At 45.0% G+C, this 15629-nt stretch carries 15 protein-coding genes and 1 other annotated feature; of the genes, 6 read left to right on the top strand and 9 right to left on the bottom strand.

Annotation, left to right across the window (positions count from 1 at the left end; genetic code table 11):
• The first annotated feature begins 99 nt into the window (after positions 1 to 99).
• On the top strand, positions 100 to 399 hold the full coding sequence (locus tag LP667_RS03800; RefSeq protein ID WP_021730228.1) for a bacteriocin immunity protein: 300 nt from the start codon (positions 100 to 102) through the stop codon (positions 397 to 399).
• Between the two features lie 216 nt (positions 400 to 615).
• On the opposite strand, the gene LP667_RS03795 is transcribed toward LP667_RS03800, so the two are convergent.
• The 6 genes from LP667_RS03795 to LP667_RS03770 all read right to left on the bottom strand — a co-directional run bounded on the left by LP667_RS03795 (position 616) and on the right by LP667_RS03770 (position 6073).
• A complete protein-coding gene (locus tag LP667_RS03795; protein WP_021730227.1) occupies positions 616 to 1284 on the bottom strand; it encodes a histidine phosphatase family protein in 669 nt (222 codons plus the stop codon).
• 131 nt (positions 1285 to 1415) lie between these two features.
• Positions 1416 to 1985, bottom strand: coding sequence for a GNAT family N-acetyltransferase (locus tag LP667_RS03790; RefSeq protein WP_033609213.1), 570 nt, complete (start codon positions 1983 to 1985; stop codon positions 1416 to 1418).
• A gap of 50 nt (positions 1986 to 2035) precedes the next feature.
• The gene (locus tag LP667_RS03785) at positions 2036 to 2800 is read right to left on the bottom strand and encodes a YibE/F family protein (RefSeq protein ID WP_021730225.1); all 765 of its coding nucleotides are present in this window, start codon (positions 2798 to 2800) and stop codon (positions 2036 to 2038) included.
• Positions 2797 to 3924 (bottom strand): YibE/F family protein, encoded by a 1128-nt coding sequence (locus tag LP667_RS03780; RefSeq protein WP_056988369.1) that lies wholly within the window; start codon positions 3922 to 3924, stop codon positions 2797 to 2799. The genes LP667_RS03785 and LP667_RS03780 overlap by 4 nt, the downstream gene beginning before the upstream one ends.
• Positions 3925 to 3998: 74 nt before the next feature.
• Positions 3999 to 5000, bottom strand: coding sequence for a hypothetical protein (locus LP667_RS03775; protein WP_056988368.1), 1002 nt, complete (start codon positions 4998 to 5000; stop codon positions 3999 to 4001).
• 290 nt (positions 5001 to 5290) lie between these two features.
• The gene (locus LP667_RS03770; protein WP_162257778.1) at positions 5291 to 6073 is read right to left on the bottom strand and encodes a flavodoxin family protein; all 783 of its coding nucleotides are present in this window, start codon (positions 6071 to 6073) and stop codon (positions 5291 to 5293) included.
• 333 nt (positions 6074 to 6406) lie between these two features.
• Here LP667_RS03770 and LP667_RS03765 point away from each other — a divergent pair, with 333 nt between their 5' ends.
• Positions 6407 to 6733, top strand: a complete 327-nt coding sequence (locus LP667_RS03765) for an ArsR/SmtB family transcription factor (protein ID WP_021730221.1) — start codon at positions 6407 to 6409, stop codon at positions 6731 to 6733.
• Between the two features lie 160 nt (positions 6734 to 6893).
• Here the strand turns inward: LP667_RS03765 and LP667_RS03760 are convergent, their stop codons facing one another.
• The 3 genes from LP667_RS03760 to LP667_RS03745 all read right to left on the bottom strand — a co-directional run bounded on the left by LP667_RS03760 (position 6894) and on the right by LP667_RS03745 (position 10914).
• A complete protein-coding gene (locus LP667_RS03760; RefSeq protein WP_021730220.1) occupies positions 6894 to 7775 on the bottom strand; it encodes an RluA family pseudouridine synthase in 882 nt (293 codons plus the stop codon).
• A 39-nt stretch (positions 7776 to 7814) separates the two neighbouring features.
• Complete coding sequence (recQ, locus tag LP667_RS03755; protein ID WP_021730219.1) at positions 7815 to 9623, bottom strand: DNA helicase RecQ; 1809 nt, start codon at positions 9621 to 9623, stop codon at positions 7815 to 7817.
• A 1093-nt stretch (positions 9624 to 10716) separates the two neighbouring features.
• Positions 10717 to 10914, bottom strand: coding sequence for a helix-turn-helix domain-containing protein (locus tag LP667_RS03745; RefSeq protein ID WP_021730218.1), 198 nt, complete (start codon positions 10912 to 10914; stop codon positions 10717 to 10719).
• A gap of 219 nt (positions 10915 to 11133) precedes the next feature.
• On the opposite strand from LP667_RS03745, the gene LP667_RS03740 reads away from it, so the two are divergent.
• From LP667_RS03740 to asnA, 4 genes are all read left to right on the top strand, one after another.
• A complete protein-coding gene (locus tag LP667_RS03740) occupies positions 11134 to 11400 on the top strand; it encodes a hypothetical protein (protein ID WP_021730217.1) in 267 nt (88 codons plus the stop codon).
• A gap of 50 nt (positions 11401 to 11450) precedes the next feature.
• Positions 11451 to 12701 carry an RNA polymerase sigma factor sigma-70 region 4 domain-containing protein gene (locus LP667_RS03735; protein WP_021730216.1) on the top strand — a complete coding sequence of 417 codons (1251 nt, stop codon included), beginning with the start codon at positions 11451 to 11453 and terminating at the stop codon, positions 12699 to 12701.
• 35 nt (positions 12702 to 12736) lie between these two features.
• A complete protein-coding gene (locus LP667_RS03730; RefSeq protein ID WP_021730215.1) occupies positions 12737 to 14143 on the top strand; it encodes a C69 family dipeptidase in 1407 nt (468 codons plus the stop codon).
• Positions 14144 to 14266: 123 nt separating this feature from the next.
• Positions 14267 to 14518 (top strand) — a binding site (T-box leader).
• 76 nt (positions 14519 to 14594) lie between these two features.
• The gene (gene asnA / locus LP667_RS03725; protein WP_003641196.1) at positions 14595 to 15602 is read left to right on the top strand and encodes an aspartate--ammonia ligase; all 1008 of its coding nucleotides are present in this window, start codon (positions 14595 to 14597) and stop codon (positions 15600 to 15602) included.
• Positions 15603 to 15629: the final 27 nt, after the last annotated feature.

Here is a 15629-nt window from a genome sequence, read left to right as displayed (position 1 = left end):
ATTTTTGAAAATTGATTGCCGATTTTGTGTTTAGTTAACTACTTGGCCTAGCACTTAACTTTAAAACCTGTGCTATACTCTTGGCATGGGGGGATAACAATGAATAAGAATGACAAAGCTAAACGATTAATGCAACAAATCGACGTTGCCTATAATGATCCTGAAGTTAAACAGGACGCTCAGATTCGAGCCGACTTACTACGTTATGCCACGGAACTCGACAAAAACGGTAACTACTTATTAATTGCCACTAAGGTCAACAGTATGGCCATGCGTGTCATCCGCGAACACATGCACCAGCCGCTTCAAGCCATCAACACGCTCTACACCCAAACTAGCCGTACCTCCGAATATTATTGGGGCGTAGCAGCGGCTAGTATTTTTAGCGGATTGTGGTAAGGCCTTAATAACCAACCAGCTTTTCTTACGCTAGTAGCGATTCTGACGCAAAGTACTTGGCATCTTCATTTAAAAACTAACTAATCATTTCAAAGGGACCTTTCTGGCATAAACCACAGAAAGATCCCTTTTTCACTCGTAATTAAAATATACTAGCTTTTATCACAACACGATTATTAGTCTAGACAGAGGAACCTATTATTGACATCAAGCTGCCTACTTCAAATACCTGGTTTCATTCCAAGTTGTCAGTTCAAAATTCTGATTATCCGTCGTCGACAGTACTGTTAAGCTGTCATTGTCCACGATACCGTGGCCGACCGTCTTCATGACCTGGCCATTAACTACAAACGGCGCGCGTAATTCAGCCAACGGTACGCCCATTAACGCTTTAACAGTCATCGTCGTTACGAGACCGTGTGACACGACTAATAACGGCTGCGAACTTGCTACCCCGATTTGATCAATCAACCGATGGAGTGTATCCGTCGTTCTTGCCACAAAAGCTGCGTAACTTTCACCACCACCAGCCAATTCAGGGCGATATTCAGCTGGTTTGGTAAAAATGACTTGGGCATACGACTGTGGATGCACCTCTGCTTCCCGCTTACCGTCCCAATCGCCAAAGTCAAATTCACGTAAACCATCGTCTACTTGAATCGTTGGTTGCCACTGATTAGCAGCTACAATGTACTTCGCCGTATCCAACGCCCGCTGCTGCGGACTACTATACACAGCAGCAAACCGAATGGCTTTTAAATAATCACCGGCGGCCTTAGCCCCTTCAATCCCACTAGCAACCAGTGGCGAATCCGCTCGCCCACCTTGAAACCGATGTTCCAAATTATATTGTGTTCGACCGTGACGAATGAAATAAATCTGCATGGCACGTTCACCTTCCTAATCCGTTCAATAGTTTAATTCTAACTGTGTCGCACTCAATAAAAAAGTCTTCCGTTCCATCAACACACAAAAAAATATCGTGGTCTAAAAGACATACCACGATATTTTGAGCATTACGATAGCGGTTTAACCAAGTGTTGGTACGGATGAGTCCCAATCATGAGCTGACCATCCGGGACAAAACCATGTCGGTGGTATAATTTAGCCGCCCGTGGATTACCATCATCAACGTTCAAACTCAGCTTGGTTGCCCCTAGCTGTCGGACTAGTCCCGGTAAGGCTTCCAATAAAGCACTACCGACCCCGTGACCTTGGGCTTGCGGGTCAACTGCCAGCATACTTAAATACCATTCATCCGGTCGGGTCTCACCACCTAATTCCAAGGGTGCTTCAAACCCCGCATGCTGCCCAGAAGTCGTCCGTAATAAATCATTAACAGCGACTTCATTCTTCGCCAAGTGTCCAAACGCGACCCCCACGACTTTGTGATCCATGATAGCAACGAAGGTCTGCGCTAATCCATCTAAATTGGCCGGTCGCTGATACAACTCAGTCAACATCGCTAACAAGTCAGCCTCGCTAACGTTTTTTAAGACTGGCATTTCCATATCCCGGTAAATCATCGCAATCAACGGTGCAATCTGCGCACTGTCTTGCGGTTGTGCCGTTCGAATTTCCATCATCTCAACGCTCCCAACTGTTTTCTCAACCGTAGCAAATCCATTGATTGTCGTCAATCGTTGTGCTTGATTTGCTGGCGGTGCTGAACCGTCATGACCCACGTTGTAACGGGCACGACTAAGATAACACCCATTAACGAAAATAATACCATTAATACTTCAGCCACAAATATTTTATTATTGATAACACTCCCAAAAGAATAATGTAAGCCTGAAAACCAGATAAACAGTGCCAAAAAGCCACCGAAAAAGCCGAAAAATAATGTGTTAAAAGTTGTTCCAATAATTTGCTTACCAATACTGATACCATCGATATATAGCCGTTTTGTGGGTAACTGCGGATGTTGTGCCAAAATCTCACTCAGACCAGCGGCAATCGCAATGGCCGCTTCTGCGATAGCACCTAGCGTACTCAGAATTGCTTCAGTAACTGCCACGCCGATAAAGGAAACGCCGATCGCTAGTGACATCCCTTCGAGGTCCTCACTGTCTTCCAGACTAAAGCCTTGCGCCATAATCCAATTTTCAACTGGAAAAATAATTAGGACTAAAATGACCATGACAATCAAAGCTGCGATGTAGGCAGGTTTGGCCGCTACTTCATTCGCCTCACCGAAGAAAATCGTAAAGGCTAAGATAATCGTCCCAATTACCAATGACACCGCAACCGCAGGAAAGCCCCATGAAATCAAAACAACCGCCAAAAATAACAAGCCAAAGTTAAACAATAAGCTTAAAAAGGCTGTGGCTCCGGTCTTACCACCAATTAGCGTCATTAATCCTAGTAAGATCAGCCCTAAAACAGTAATCGTATTCATGCGACCACCTCCTTAGGCATCAAGCGACTCGCTACCGGAATCGCTAGGACGATTCCAATGCCGGAAATTAAGCTTTGGACCATGCCCAGTGACATATTCATTGTAAAGGTGTAGCCCCAACTATTACCGTTGCGGAAATACAGTAAGGTCATCGCAAAAGTATCGGCCATAAAAATTAAGAATAACACGTTGATTAAGGGACCCATAATTGACCGACCGATTTGAATACCGGACTTAAATACTTGACGTGGCGCAATATCAGGACGCTCCGTTTTTAATTGAAATAGTGAGGCGACAATATCCGTTGATTCGTCCATGACCGCTCCTAAGGAACCTAAAATCGTTTCCACTAAAAATAACGGTCGGGGAATCTGGGTGACGTATTGCATTGATTCATATGTCACCCCACGTTCATGAGTCACGGCAAAGACAATCAAACTGATAATCACGGCCAACCCCGTACCTGCTACGGTAGCACCGAATGTCACGAGCATCTGGCGACTGAAGCCAAGTACTAATAGCAATGTCAGGACCGCAAAAATAACGGCCAACACGCCGAAAAGCAAGTAGATATGGCCGCCATTAGTTGCCAAGTCAATTTGAATAGCCGCATAAAACAACACAGCGTTGAGAGCCACACTCAAAAGGGCCATCAAGCCACTAAAGCGCATAATTAATAAAAGTAACGCTATGGCTAACCAAGCGACAAATGCCAACGCAGTATCCCGTTTTAACCCCTGAATCGTCACCGCACTACTATGGTCGCTAGGAATTCGTAAGAAAACTTGATTGCCTGCTCGATATGGTTGATCCATGGCGCCTGAACTCGTATACGTATTCTTAATACGATAAGTTCGACCACGATGCGCCTTGTTGAGAACTCGGACCGTTACAAGCTGTGTCATTGTCGCATCCTTGTTCTCAAATTCATCCGTCGTCGTACTTCGACTTTTGGTCTGCACGTGGGTCACTTGTGCCACCGTCTGCTGATAAAGCCCAGCATTGACCCGGGTCAAGCCAACCCCAATCAATCCTAGCGCAATCACTAACAGTGTTAACCACAACCCCCACCATTGCTTGATTCGCTGTTTCACATCTTCACCTTTTTTCACTTCAATGGTCATCAGTGTACCACGTACGTCCCCACGCGAGCGCCATTGCTGACAATCTTTACCAGAATCTAAGCTTCTACACCGATCTAGGCGGCTACTTGAACACGGAGCGCTTTAAGCCAAGCAATTTCTTCTTCCTCATGGAGTCGTTGAGCAAGCTTCAAACCTTTTTCAATCAATGCGAGGGCCTGTTCAGGCTGCTGATGGACCCGCCATTCATAGACTGCAGTTAGCTTATAATGTGCTAAAGGTTGGTAGCGGCGTAATAATTGCTGGACACCATCGTCTTGGTACCAAGCCAAGATTTGTGGATCACGATGATTCGTAACTAAGTTCCAGTACAAAGTTGCGTCTAAATACTTCGCTAAATCAACGGGAGGCAACATATTAAAACTTGGTTCCAAACGGCTCAAACCCGCTAGCAGCTCAGGGGTATCCAGACCATGCTGGAGTCCCCATTCCAGAATCAACCAGGCTTGGCGCACAACCAAATAATTCCGATTACCGCCATCGCGTGGCATAACGATCATGCTAGCATCAAGGTCGCGAACACTGCCCGTTTGAACCTTGATTGCTGCAGCACACGCCGTCACGTATGCCGCTGTCATAGCTGCTGTTGATTCCCGGGCCTGCCGAAACTCCTGTCCAGCCGTGGGGTAGCCGTGTAGGTTCATTGGTAATAATTGCGCGGCTTTTAACGTATTAACCCAGATCCAAATAATGAGTGCAAACAGCCATAGGTCAAAACTAAACTTAAACTGGTTTAAAGTAATCAAGCTGAGCATCACCGTCAGTAAGTTGAACAAGCCGCCACCAAAACAATATATGGCGTGATTAAACCGTTTGGCATCCGCGGGTGGCGCTGCCACCAAGTGCGGGTGCCGGGTTAACGGCCGTTCTAATTTCCAATGACCATGCACCTTACTTAATTGCAGTCGGAATCCGGCAATCCGGACAATCCGCGCACCAATTAATCGAAAACCGACCCACTGACCAAGCCAGTGAATCAGCGTCGCACCAAGCTCACTAGCAACTAGGGCCAGACCAAGCCAACCGACTGTTGCAATAAATTGTCCGAAAACTTGCATACGATCCCTCCTCGTCCTTTGATAAATTCATTTGTCAGTAAAAAACCTAATTTCAACATCAATTAAGGTCGCAGTGCACTAACTTGTAATTGGTACACTGCCTACTTAATTTTTAAACTGGTTATATTACATTAATTATACGCGCGGCTATCAAAATAATCGCTTGAACTTCTGTAATTGCTCTTAATTATAGCAAAACAAGCTGATTTCCAGCGATCAAGACGCCCAAAACCAACCTGTTGATTAATGTTTAAATCCCGTTATTTTACACGTTCACGCGCCGATGACGCTTAACGACGCCGGTGTTTGACAACGGTGAAGAAATGTAAAATCAGTGCTAAAAGCACGTAAAAAACCACCACAAACACGCCATAATAGGCCCAAAAATTATTCAGCGGAATTAATTGTTGAATACCCGCTTCGATACCCATTGTTAGTAGTGCCATCACTGCAATCATAAAGAATAATTGAATATAGCGTTTCACCGTACTGTCATCCCTTTCCTTTTTATGCGCGGCCCGCGCACCAACCCGCTCACATTCTGCTTGTTTAGCAGCTGTAAGCGTCTGCATGCCCCACGTCTTAGTCACGACAATCTCTCGTAACTTGATAAGACCACCCATGGTCAAAAATTTATCTAAAGTTTTAAACGTCGCGTCAGTTACACCCGTCAAGTAATTCTCAAGCCCCCCAGCATAACAATCCGTAATCGTGACGTAATGCTTGTTTTTAAATCGATCTGGCACCGCCTCACCGATCGAATTAAAACGTGCAATGCGGCCCCGAAAACAGTCACAGAAATTCTTCATCACACCTGACAAGCTACCTAAATAAGTCGGTGCGGCCAGTATCCAGACATCCGCCGCCAATAGTTTGGCTTCCAATATATTTAAATCATTATTCGGTTGTCCATCGTGGTCTGGCCGCAATTTATAATCGTTGAGGTCAACCAACTCCGTTTCTGCACTGGTTGCGGCACCCTTTAAAACGGCTTGCAATAACTGCGCCGTTACACCATCCACTCGGTGCGCTCCTAATATTCCTAAGACTTTCACATTTGCCACTCCTATCATCTAAGGTCTAATTCTATTTTAACGCATTTCAACATAAAAATATGGTTATCAAACGAACAGCAATCGTTAAACCCGCTAATAGTCTTTACTTTTAACAAAAATGTTTGACAATCGATTAACGTCTTGCTTTAATTATACATAAGTACGAACGTTCCAATAATACCTAGTCTAACTGACAGCTTGTAGGCTTAAGACTGCCTTGAATTCGATTATGAATCTCGTGTACTTGATTATTAAAGCTGTCACATCAACACTCAACAGCTAGTTTAGCGTACTGCCGATGGGGGAAACTAGCCCTTAAGTGTAAATAGAATTTGAAAGGACGCAGTCACCATGGCTAATTTTCAACAATCGGAAACAGCACTTACTGAAAGTGCCACACTCATTAATATCTTTGCCGAAAAGATTCGGCGTCAAATTATCATTGCTCTGGGGAACAGTGATAATGGTCTCAACGTTACTGATATTACCGCATTAGTAAATATTTCACGGCCCGCTGTTTCACACCACCTACGCTTGATGCGTGAAGCGGGCGTTATCGATATGCGCAGTAATGGTGTCGAACACATCTACTTTCTTACGCTAGCCGCACCATTACAGCAACTCCAAGCAACCTTCGCAACTTTAACTGCTGATAACGCGACGCTTAGTCAGTCCTAAGTACAAACACCAATTTTCATAGTTAAACCACTGCCAGTGTCATCTTGCCTCACTTTTGGCATCCATGGCACTACCTTAAACGGCGCTTCAAGAATGCTAACTCATTCTTGAAGCGCCGTTTTTTAAAACTTTTAAGTAGCGGATTGTACTTACGTCGCACCTACCGCCGATTTAAGGCTTGCAAATCAGCTGGTAAAGCCGCTTCAAAGTGTAAGATTTTTTCCGTAAAGGGATCGAAAAACTGTAAAGTTGCCGCATGTAAAGCTTGCCGTTGAATCCAATCCTGACTGCCACCGTATAACGCGTCACCTAATAACGGATGACCCAACGCCGTTAAATGGACCCGAATTTGATGGGTCCGACCAGTCACTAATTCTAACCGTAGCCGACTCACGCTATGCTGCAAATCAGTCACTTCAACTTGGTATTTCGTAATTGCCCGTTGTCCAGTCGCCATAACCGTACGACGCGGACTATCCGACATACGGCCTATGGGTTGATCAATCGTGCCACCAGCAGGAATAATGGTACCTTCAATCCAAGCCTGATAAGTCTTAACCAATTGAGCCGCAATTCGAGGCTCCGTTAACATCCCCTGGGCCACTCGGTGTTTAGCAACCAACACTAGCCCACTCGTATCCCGGTCCAAACGTGTGATTAGATGTGGTCGCTGATTAGCAGCTTGCGTAGCTATTAAATAACCTTTGATTCGGTTAACTAAGGTATCAGTGCGATTGCTGGGGCCAGGAACACTAGTCAACCCGGCCGGTTTATTGATGACTAACCAATTTGCATCTTCATATTCAACTTGCACCGGCCGTGCACTGCTTGCAACCGCCGTATCAGGGGCTTCATCCGGAAGCTGTACACCCGCAATGTCCCCATCATGAATTGTAATCACGCCCGTCCGGACTTGACCATTAACGACAAACGTACCACTCCCATGTTTGATTGCCTTGATAGTCCGCATACTAATGGCATGCGTAGTCAAAAAGCGTTTCATCGCTATCGATTGGCCCTGATGTTGCCACGTAAATTGCATCCCTGTTACTCCATTTCATCTCTAGTTTAATAACCATTATTATTCAGCACCGTCGTCAACACTAGTGGTCGCTTCCGCGTGTGCTGCTGCTCGAATCGTTGCCATAAAGGTCTCACCATACTTTTCAAGCTTGCTAGCTCCGACCCCTTTCACCTTCAAGAAGGTCGCGTCATCTTCTGGCATCAGGTCACACATCGAATGCAACGTCTTATCGGAAAAGATGACGAATGGTGGCACGCCTTGCTCTTCGGCCAATTGACGTCGAAGTGTCCGTAACTGTTCAAAGAGCGCACTATTTTCAGGAACCGTTTGTTGCACTTTTTGGACCGTCTTGCGGTGCACCGTAGTCGTTCCCTTAAGTACGGCTACTCCGCTGGCCGTTACCGCGAGTGTCGGGTATTGTCCCCCTACAGATTGCAAATAACCGCTCGCAGTCAAAAAATCAATCAATTCTACCACGCTCTTTTGGCGCTGACCGGACATTAACCCGTACGTTGATAAGGTATTCAGATTTGACTCACGAACCCGCTGATTATTAGCCCCTGTCAAGACCTGGGCCACTACTCCCTTACCAAACCGGGAATGCAGTCGCACAACACACGATAGTACTTGTTGTGCCGCCGTGGTAATATCCTGTGATTCCCGTTGATCAGTACAATTACTACACCGACCACACGGCGCAGATGCTTCACCAAAGTATTTCAAAATAAACTGTTGTAAACAGCCTTGCGTATTCGCATACCGCGTCATTACTTGTAACTTTTGATACGCTAAGTGCCGATGTTCCGTATCCATCTCAGACTCATCAATAAAGAAATGCTGGAGTTGAATATCACTAGGTCGAAAAATCAAAATCGCTTCACTCGGCAACCCATCCCGGCCAGCCCGACCGGCTTCCTGGTAGTATGCTTCTAAGGTACCTGGGACCTGCGCATGAATTACAAACCGCACGTTGCTCTTATCAATTCCCATCCCAAAGGCGTTAGTTGCCACCATCACATCGACCCGATCATACAAAAAGTCCTCTTGATTTTGACGACGAACCATGTCATCAAGTCCGGCGTGATATGGCGTTGCCTTAATATCATGCTTTTGCAGCAGGCTGGTCAAACGCATCACTTCTTTACGGGTGCTCGCATAAATAATCCCCGCCTCGCCATGATTGACCTTCAAATAATCTAAAATATATCGATCCGTATCTTGATCCTTGACCACCGTCAAGTCTAAGTTATCCCGCGCAAAGCCAGTATTGACTTCATGCTGTGGATCAATCGCTAGCCGACCACAAATATCTTCAGCAACTTGTTCAGTCGCCGTAGCGGTCAAGGCTAAGACTTGCGGATGAGTCGGCAATTGCTCAATCGCCGTACTCAACGCCAAATAACTAGGCCGAAAATCATGTCCCCACTGCGAAATACAATGGGCTTCATCAATAGCCAAGAGTTGAATTGGCAATCGTCCCAATGCTTGGATGAAGTAATCTGAATCTAACCGCTCTGGCGCTACGTATAGCAAGGTATAATCGCCCGCCCGTAATTCTTGGAGCCGCTCGTTAATTGCTTGAAAATCCAGTGAACTATTAATAAAGGTCGCTGCAATCCCGTTATCATTTAATGCATCCACTTGATCTTTCATTAAAGAAATCAGTGGTGAGACAACGACGGTCAGGCCCTGAAAAAGTAACGCTGGAATTTGATAACATAATGATTTACCACCACCAGTAGGCATGATTGCCAGGGTGTTTTCACCGGCTAGCACTTGTTCGATCACTGCTTTTTGCCCCGGTCGGAACTCATCATATCCAAACGTGGTTTTTAATACTTGCTGTGCCGCCGCTAAGTCAATCATCACACGTAAACTCCTTTTTTGAATTAATACTCTATGTATTGTGCTAATTATTATTTAGGATGAATCATGATTAAAATATGCCAATTAGTTGGATTACTATTCGTCAGTATATGCGCGTCCTAGGCCGACCTCCGGGGCTGGGTGCCAATTGCTGGAACGTAGCCGACGTCGATTTGAGCTAACGCCCAACCCGCGTCATCTCAAATACGAGTCTTATTCTAAGCCGGAAGAAATCCACTTCCAGCTAAGAATAATTTGGCTACTGAGCATTGTCACCCAGCCCCTCCAGTCTGAAAGCCTGTGAGGGGCCACGGGTTGAAACCGAGCACGTTTCGGTAGGCCAAATCGAATAAATGATTGCAGCTACTGTCAATCCAAATAATTGTATTTTAAGCTGTTGTATTATGAAACAACGACTAGTTAACTAAAGTTGATCCCATCAATAACTGCCATTCAAATACAATTCCGGCTGGAAGGTATTTCTGACAATGCTCGGTGATTCAAGAGTGTGCGGTTCAGACGGGTGGGACTGAGGATTAGCCTAGCTAGGGCATTAAGCGGCGGGCTTCCGCTTGGCGTCATAGCGTCCCTAACCGAAAGTCCTGGTCTGACCCGAACACGTTTCGTCAATATGGCATTAAGACTTGGAAGACCAGTATTTGAGACGTGGACTTCGGCTCAAATCTGTGTTGAAGTGCCCTACAATTGGCAGGAATGCCAGGAAGCCGGTGTAGGACGAGCTAATCAAATAATTTTCCGCCAAATTGCACGCTTCTCAGCGGGACTCAACTGGTAGCTTTTAAACTTAGAAATAGCCATTTTTAATCATGATTCATAACAAATTGACTAGCACAATGCGTAATACTCTCATTCTACCGAGAATACTGGCCCGTGACAAGAACGCGCTCCGGTATTTAAAAATACGTGTAAGTAGCGTCTCATTAATTAAAAACATTAAACTACTAAAAAAGTGTCCGTTCCTACCGACTTCACAGGAAAAGACACTTCAAAAACTGACGTATTAATTATCATGACCAATTGTTCGTGACTATTAGGACAGCCAGCCTACTTAGTTTATATGTACAACGCTGACTTAGTCTTGCTTCGGTCGGCCACGGTGATCAACCAAACCTTCCATACCACGTTGCCGATATTTTCGTACCCACGTATAGACTTGAGGATATGAAACGTTAAAATGCTTAGCGGCTTCCCGATAATCATTGCAATGGTCCAACGTGTATTTGACGATCGCAATTCGTTCTTCCAGCGTCGCGCGACGTCCTCGATCCATGACACGGCCTCCTCTCATTCATTCTTATTCATCATACCAAGAGTTGTCAACTTTTTGTAGCTTTTTCCCCGTGACTTTACTGATTCCTTGCGATTTTTAACAAAATATTTCCAGTCAACCACTACCGTCAGAGTCCAGCTTAAAATAAATTGGTCCCCGCGATTATTTTGCTTGCATTTTAGAACATATGTTCGTATACTCGTTATTGAGGTGAAGCTCATGCAATCAGAAAATTTAACTGTCAAATATCTGAATAAAAGTAAAATTATTAAATTAGATCCTTTCATGTTGTACTTACAGGTCACGCCATTAAAGTCAGCTGAAGCCGTGACAATTAACTGTATCATCGTCAAGCACGCGCTGACTTTGTTTTATCAACTCAAACCAGATACCCAGTTAGCCCTTTATGGTCACTATAACGCCCGGCACCAGTTCGTGATTACCAAATTCATGGTGCGTGCCGCAGTGCAAACACTGGCCAGTTAATGTACAAAGCCGCTAAAATGTAAGTACTTAGATCAGAGGAGTTGTTGTCGATGATGTCCACAAATCTAACCTTACTTGAGCGCAAAATTTCAAATAATCTAAATTGTTTATACTTTGTTAACCATCCCGTCTACCGCATCCAAAAAGACCACCAATTAGTTTTAGCTCCAGAGTACGGCTTGGCCGGTAACGTTACTGAAATCATTTGCGATGCACAGCAGCGCTACCATATTTCATTCATGGCTCGCAAAGAAATAGTCTTAACTGAGAAAAAGGTCGCCAAAGTAACCAACAATCAACTTGGCCAAAATACCACTCAATTTTTAGCGACCCTAGGTTACCAGTTACCCACCGTTCAGCCATTGGATGATTTAACTCGACCGACCACGTCCACCCTCTTACCATCACTAGATGATCTAACTGAATTTCCAACTGATTACACGATCATCGATTGCGAATTTGGGGCGCTTTTTCAACGCAGTGATACTGCCAAAGGCGTCAATTGGCACATCATCGAGTCACCCGGACTGCGGGCAAGTATTTTCCAACTCAGTGCCATCGGCTTCTCGCACCATACCCAGACGGCCCCCTTTTTTAATCGTTACTTCGATAATCCCAACTTCTTACCGGACAAAAAATTGGCCGGCTTAACTGAAACTGGCCTGACAACCACCGCCTATGAAGCTCAAGGAGCGCCATTAACAATTCTTAAAGCGTTTATCAGACAAGTCTTACAACCACAGCTCCCTCTCGTCTTTTGGGACCAAACTCAGGATATGAAGCATATTCGTTTATTATTGACCCACTACTATCACCAATTGACTGCCACCGAACAGCAAATCGTTAGTCGTCCAGTCAAAATCTTTGACGCTCAAGCTTATACGAATATCCTCATCAACCGTGGCAATCACAAAACCGGAAGTCACGACCTGCCCTTGAATGGCCTAGCTGCCCTCTTTAATATCAGCAATCCGCGCCAACATAACGCTATTTGGGATGTTCAGACAACTGAATTAGTCATGATTAAGCTTGCTGAACTCACACATCAAGCTCCCGTCATCACAAGCATTCCCCAAGCCCTCACACTGCCAAATAATGTCGTATCAGCTGAAGCACGCACTGAACACGTTCGAACTCCCAGCCCAACGTCGCAACGTGCTAGCTATGCTCAGGTTCATCAGTTACGAGAACGCGGTAAGACTTATCGTGAAATTGCAGCTGCCACTGGTTTTAGCATTAGTGGGGTTAATTACATTCTCAAAAAAGCCCGTTCTATCGTGACCCGTTCAGAAAGCGTATAATGATATTAATAGCTTAAAAGGAGTGTTTTAATATCATGGAAAAACGTATTAAAGGTTCATGTACCACGATTCTAGTTGGAAAAAAAGCCTCAATCGATGGCTCAACCATCATTTCACGGAACGATGATGGTCATGAAGCCTTAGATCCTGAACGATTAGTTGTGGTTAATCCTGAAGATCAGCCACGGCATTACCAATCAGTTATTAGTAAGGTTCAAGTCGACTTACCCGACAAGCCCTTACGGTATACTTCAATTCCAAACTCAATCTTGACCAATGGGACCTGGCCAGCAGCAGGGATTAATAGCGAGAACATCGCCATGTCCGCAACCGAAACCATCACCACGAACTCGCGTATCTTGGGAATCGATCCTTTGGTTGCCGGCGGAATTGGTGAAGAAGACCTTTGCACCCTAGTATTACCATACATTCACAGCGCCAAGGAAGGCGTTACCCGTCTAGGTGCCCTGCTTGAACAATACGGAACTTACGAACCAAACGGCATCGCCTTTTCTGATCAAGACGAAATCTGGTGGTTAGAAACTATCGGTGGCCATCATTGGGCTGCTAAGCGTATTCCTGACGACGCTTACGTAGTTGCTCCGAACCGGATGAATATCGACGATTTTGACTTTGCTGCCGATGACACCTTGGCTTCAGCCGACCTTGAACAACTGATTGAAGAACATCACTTGAATCCCGACTTTGACCGTGTCAACTTGCGGCACATCTTTGGGAGTGCTTCAATCAAAGATACGGTTTACAACAACCCCCGGGCTTGGTTTGGTCAAAAGTACTTTACGCCGGACGTTGAACAGGATCCAATGGAACAAGACTTACCATTCATCTGTCATGCCAACCGTAAGATTTCTATCGAAGACGTCAAGTTCGTTTTGAGTTCTCACTTTGAAAACACGAAATACGATGTTTACGGGAGTGGCTCTGAAGCTGATAAGACCCTTTTCCGGCCAATCGGGATCAACCGCAACCACGATGTGCACATCTTACAGATTCGCAACAACGTGCCTGCTGCGGTTGCCGGTATTCACTGGTTAGCCTTTGGTGCCAATACCTTTAACACGGTCGTACCATTCTATGCCAATGTCAATGACACGCCAGCTAGCTATAAAGATGCGGACGGCACCTTTAATCTTAACCACATGTACTGGCTAAGTTGTACGACCGCCCTTTTAGGGGATACCGACTACGATTTCTACGTGGACATGCGGAATAGTTACGAACTCGAAGCCATGAGTGCTTACCGTAAAATCGAAAATGATACCGACGCTGACTTGGCTAACCACCAAGACGTCACGGCCTATCTCGAAGCGGCTAACCAGCAATTGGCCGATACCGCGATGAAGTTACAAACCAAATTACTCGGTGATATGGTCATTGCCGGTTCTGAAAAAATGAAATTACGTTATAATTTGAACGATTAATTAAGCCCGCTAGCTTGCGGTTTTAGTTGAGATTTTCATGGTGAATTCATGAGACTAAACTAATTTATTTTTAATTTAGTGGTTTACAAATATCAGAATCGTGCTAATATAAATGTCACAAGATAAAAAACGGAGGAAAGAGGAGTACGATTAGTCAACCTGCCAGTGAATCGGGAGTGAGTGGAAACCCGACCAGAACTTGACTAATCCGAAAAACACTTTCTTAGTTGCTAACTGAAATAACCTCGTTAAAGTAGGATTAGCCGTTAACCGGTACGTTACCATCGGTGGTGTATGTTTGTACACTATTTTAAAGCTGGTTTACTGTATGTAAACAACTTGGGTGGTACCGCGAAAGAGTCTTTCGTCCCTTGATAATTCAAGGGATGGAAGGCTCTTTTCTTTTATCCTGTAACTAAAATCTGAACTTATTTTAAAGGAGACCACGCATATGCATTTAATTATTCCAAAGGATTACGATCCTAAATTATCCGTTAAAGAAACTCAACAGGCCATTCGTTACATTCGTGAAACGTTCCAAGATGAATTTGGAAAGCAACTAAACCTATCTCGGCTTTCAGCACCAATGTTCGTTGAAAAGAAAACTGGCCTGAACGATAACTTAAACGGTGTCGAAAAACCGGTCTCCTTCACCATGCAAGACATGGGTGATGAACAAATCGAAATCGTTCACTCACTTGCCAAGTGGAAGCGGGTCGCCTTAAAGCGCTACGGTTTTGATATGCATGAAGGCCTCTATACGAACATGAATGCCATTCGTAAGGATGAAGACTTAGATAACTACCACTCCGCCTACGTTGATCAATGGGATTGGGAAAAAGTGATCAGTAAGGAAGAACGCACCGTTGAAACTTTGAAAGCCACGGTCCGTCAAATCTTTAAAGTGATCAAGCACATGGAACACGAAGTTTGGTACAAGTTCCCACAAGCCGTTCATCACTTACCAGACGAAATTCACTTCTTAACGACACAAGAACTCGAAGATATGTACCCTGACATGACGCCGCGTGAACGCGAAAACGCCATTTGCAAGAAACTCGGCTGTGTCTTCTTAATGCAAATTGGCTGGAAGCTTGATTCCGGCGAACGTCACGATGGCCGCGCCCCCGACTATGATGACTGGAAGTTGAACGGCGATATCCTCTTCTGGTATGAACCATTAGACCAAGCCATCGAAATCTCAAGTATGGGAATCCGGGTCGATGCCGAATCAATGAAGAAACAACTTAAAGACGTCGACGCCGAAGACCGGCTTAGCTTGCCATACCACCAAATGATCTTGAACGCCGACGTCCCTTACACGATCGGTGGCGGGATTGGTCAATCACGACTCTGCATGTTATTACTTGGCAAAGCCCATGTCGGCGAAGTCCAAGCTGCCTTGTGGCCACAAGCCATGATCGACCAATGTGCCGAACATAACATTCATTTACTTTAATCCGATTTAAAATCCAATAAGAAGGAG

Source organism: Lactiplantibacillus paraplantarum (assembly GCF_003641145.1).
GTDB classification, from domain to species: domain Bacteria; phylum Bacillota; class Bacilli; order Lactobacillales; family Lactobacillaceae; genus Lactiplantibacillus; species Lactiplantibacillus paraplantarum.
The sequence above is the reverse complement of the archived record's forward strand: the minus strand, read 5'-3'. Positions and strand labels throughout refer to the sequence as shown.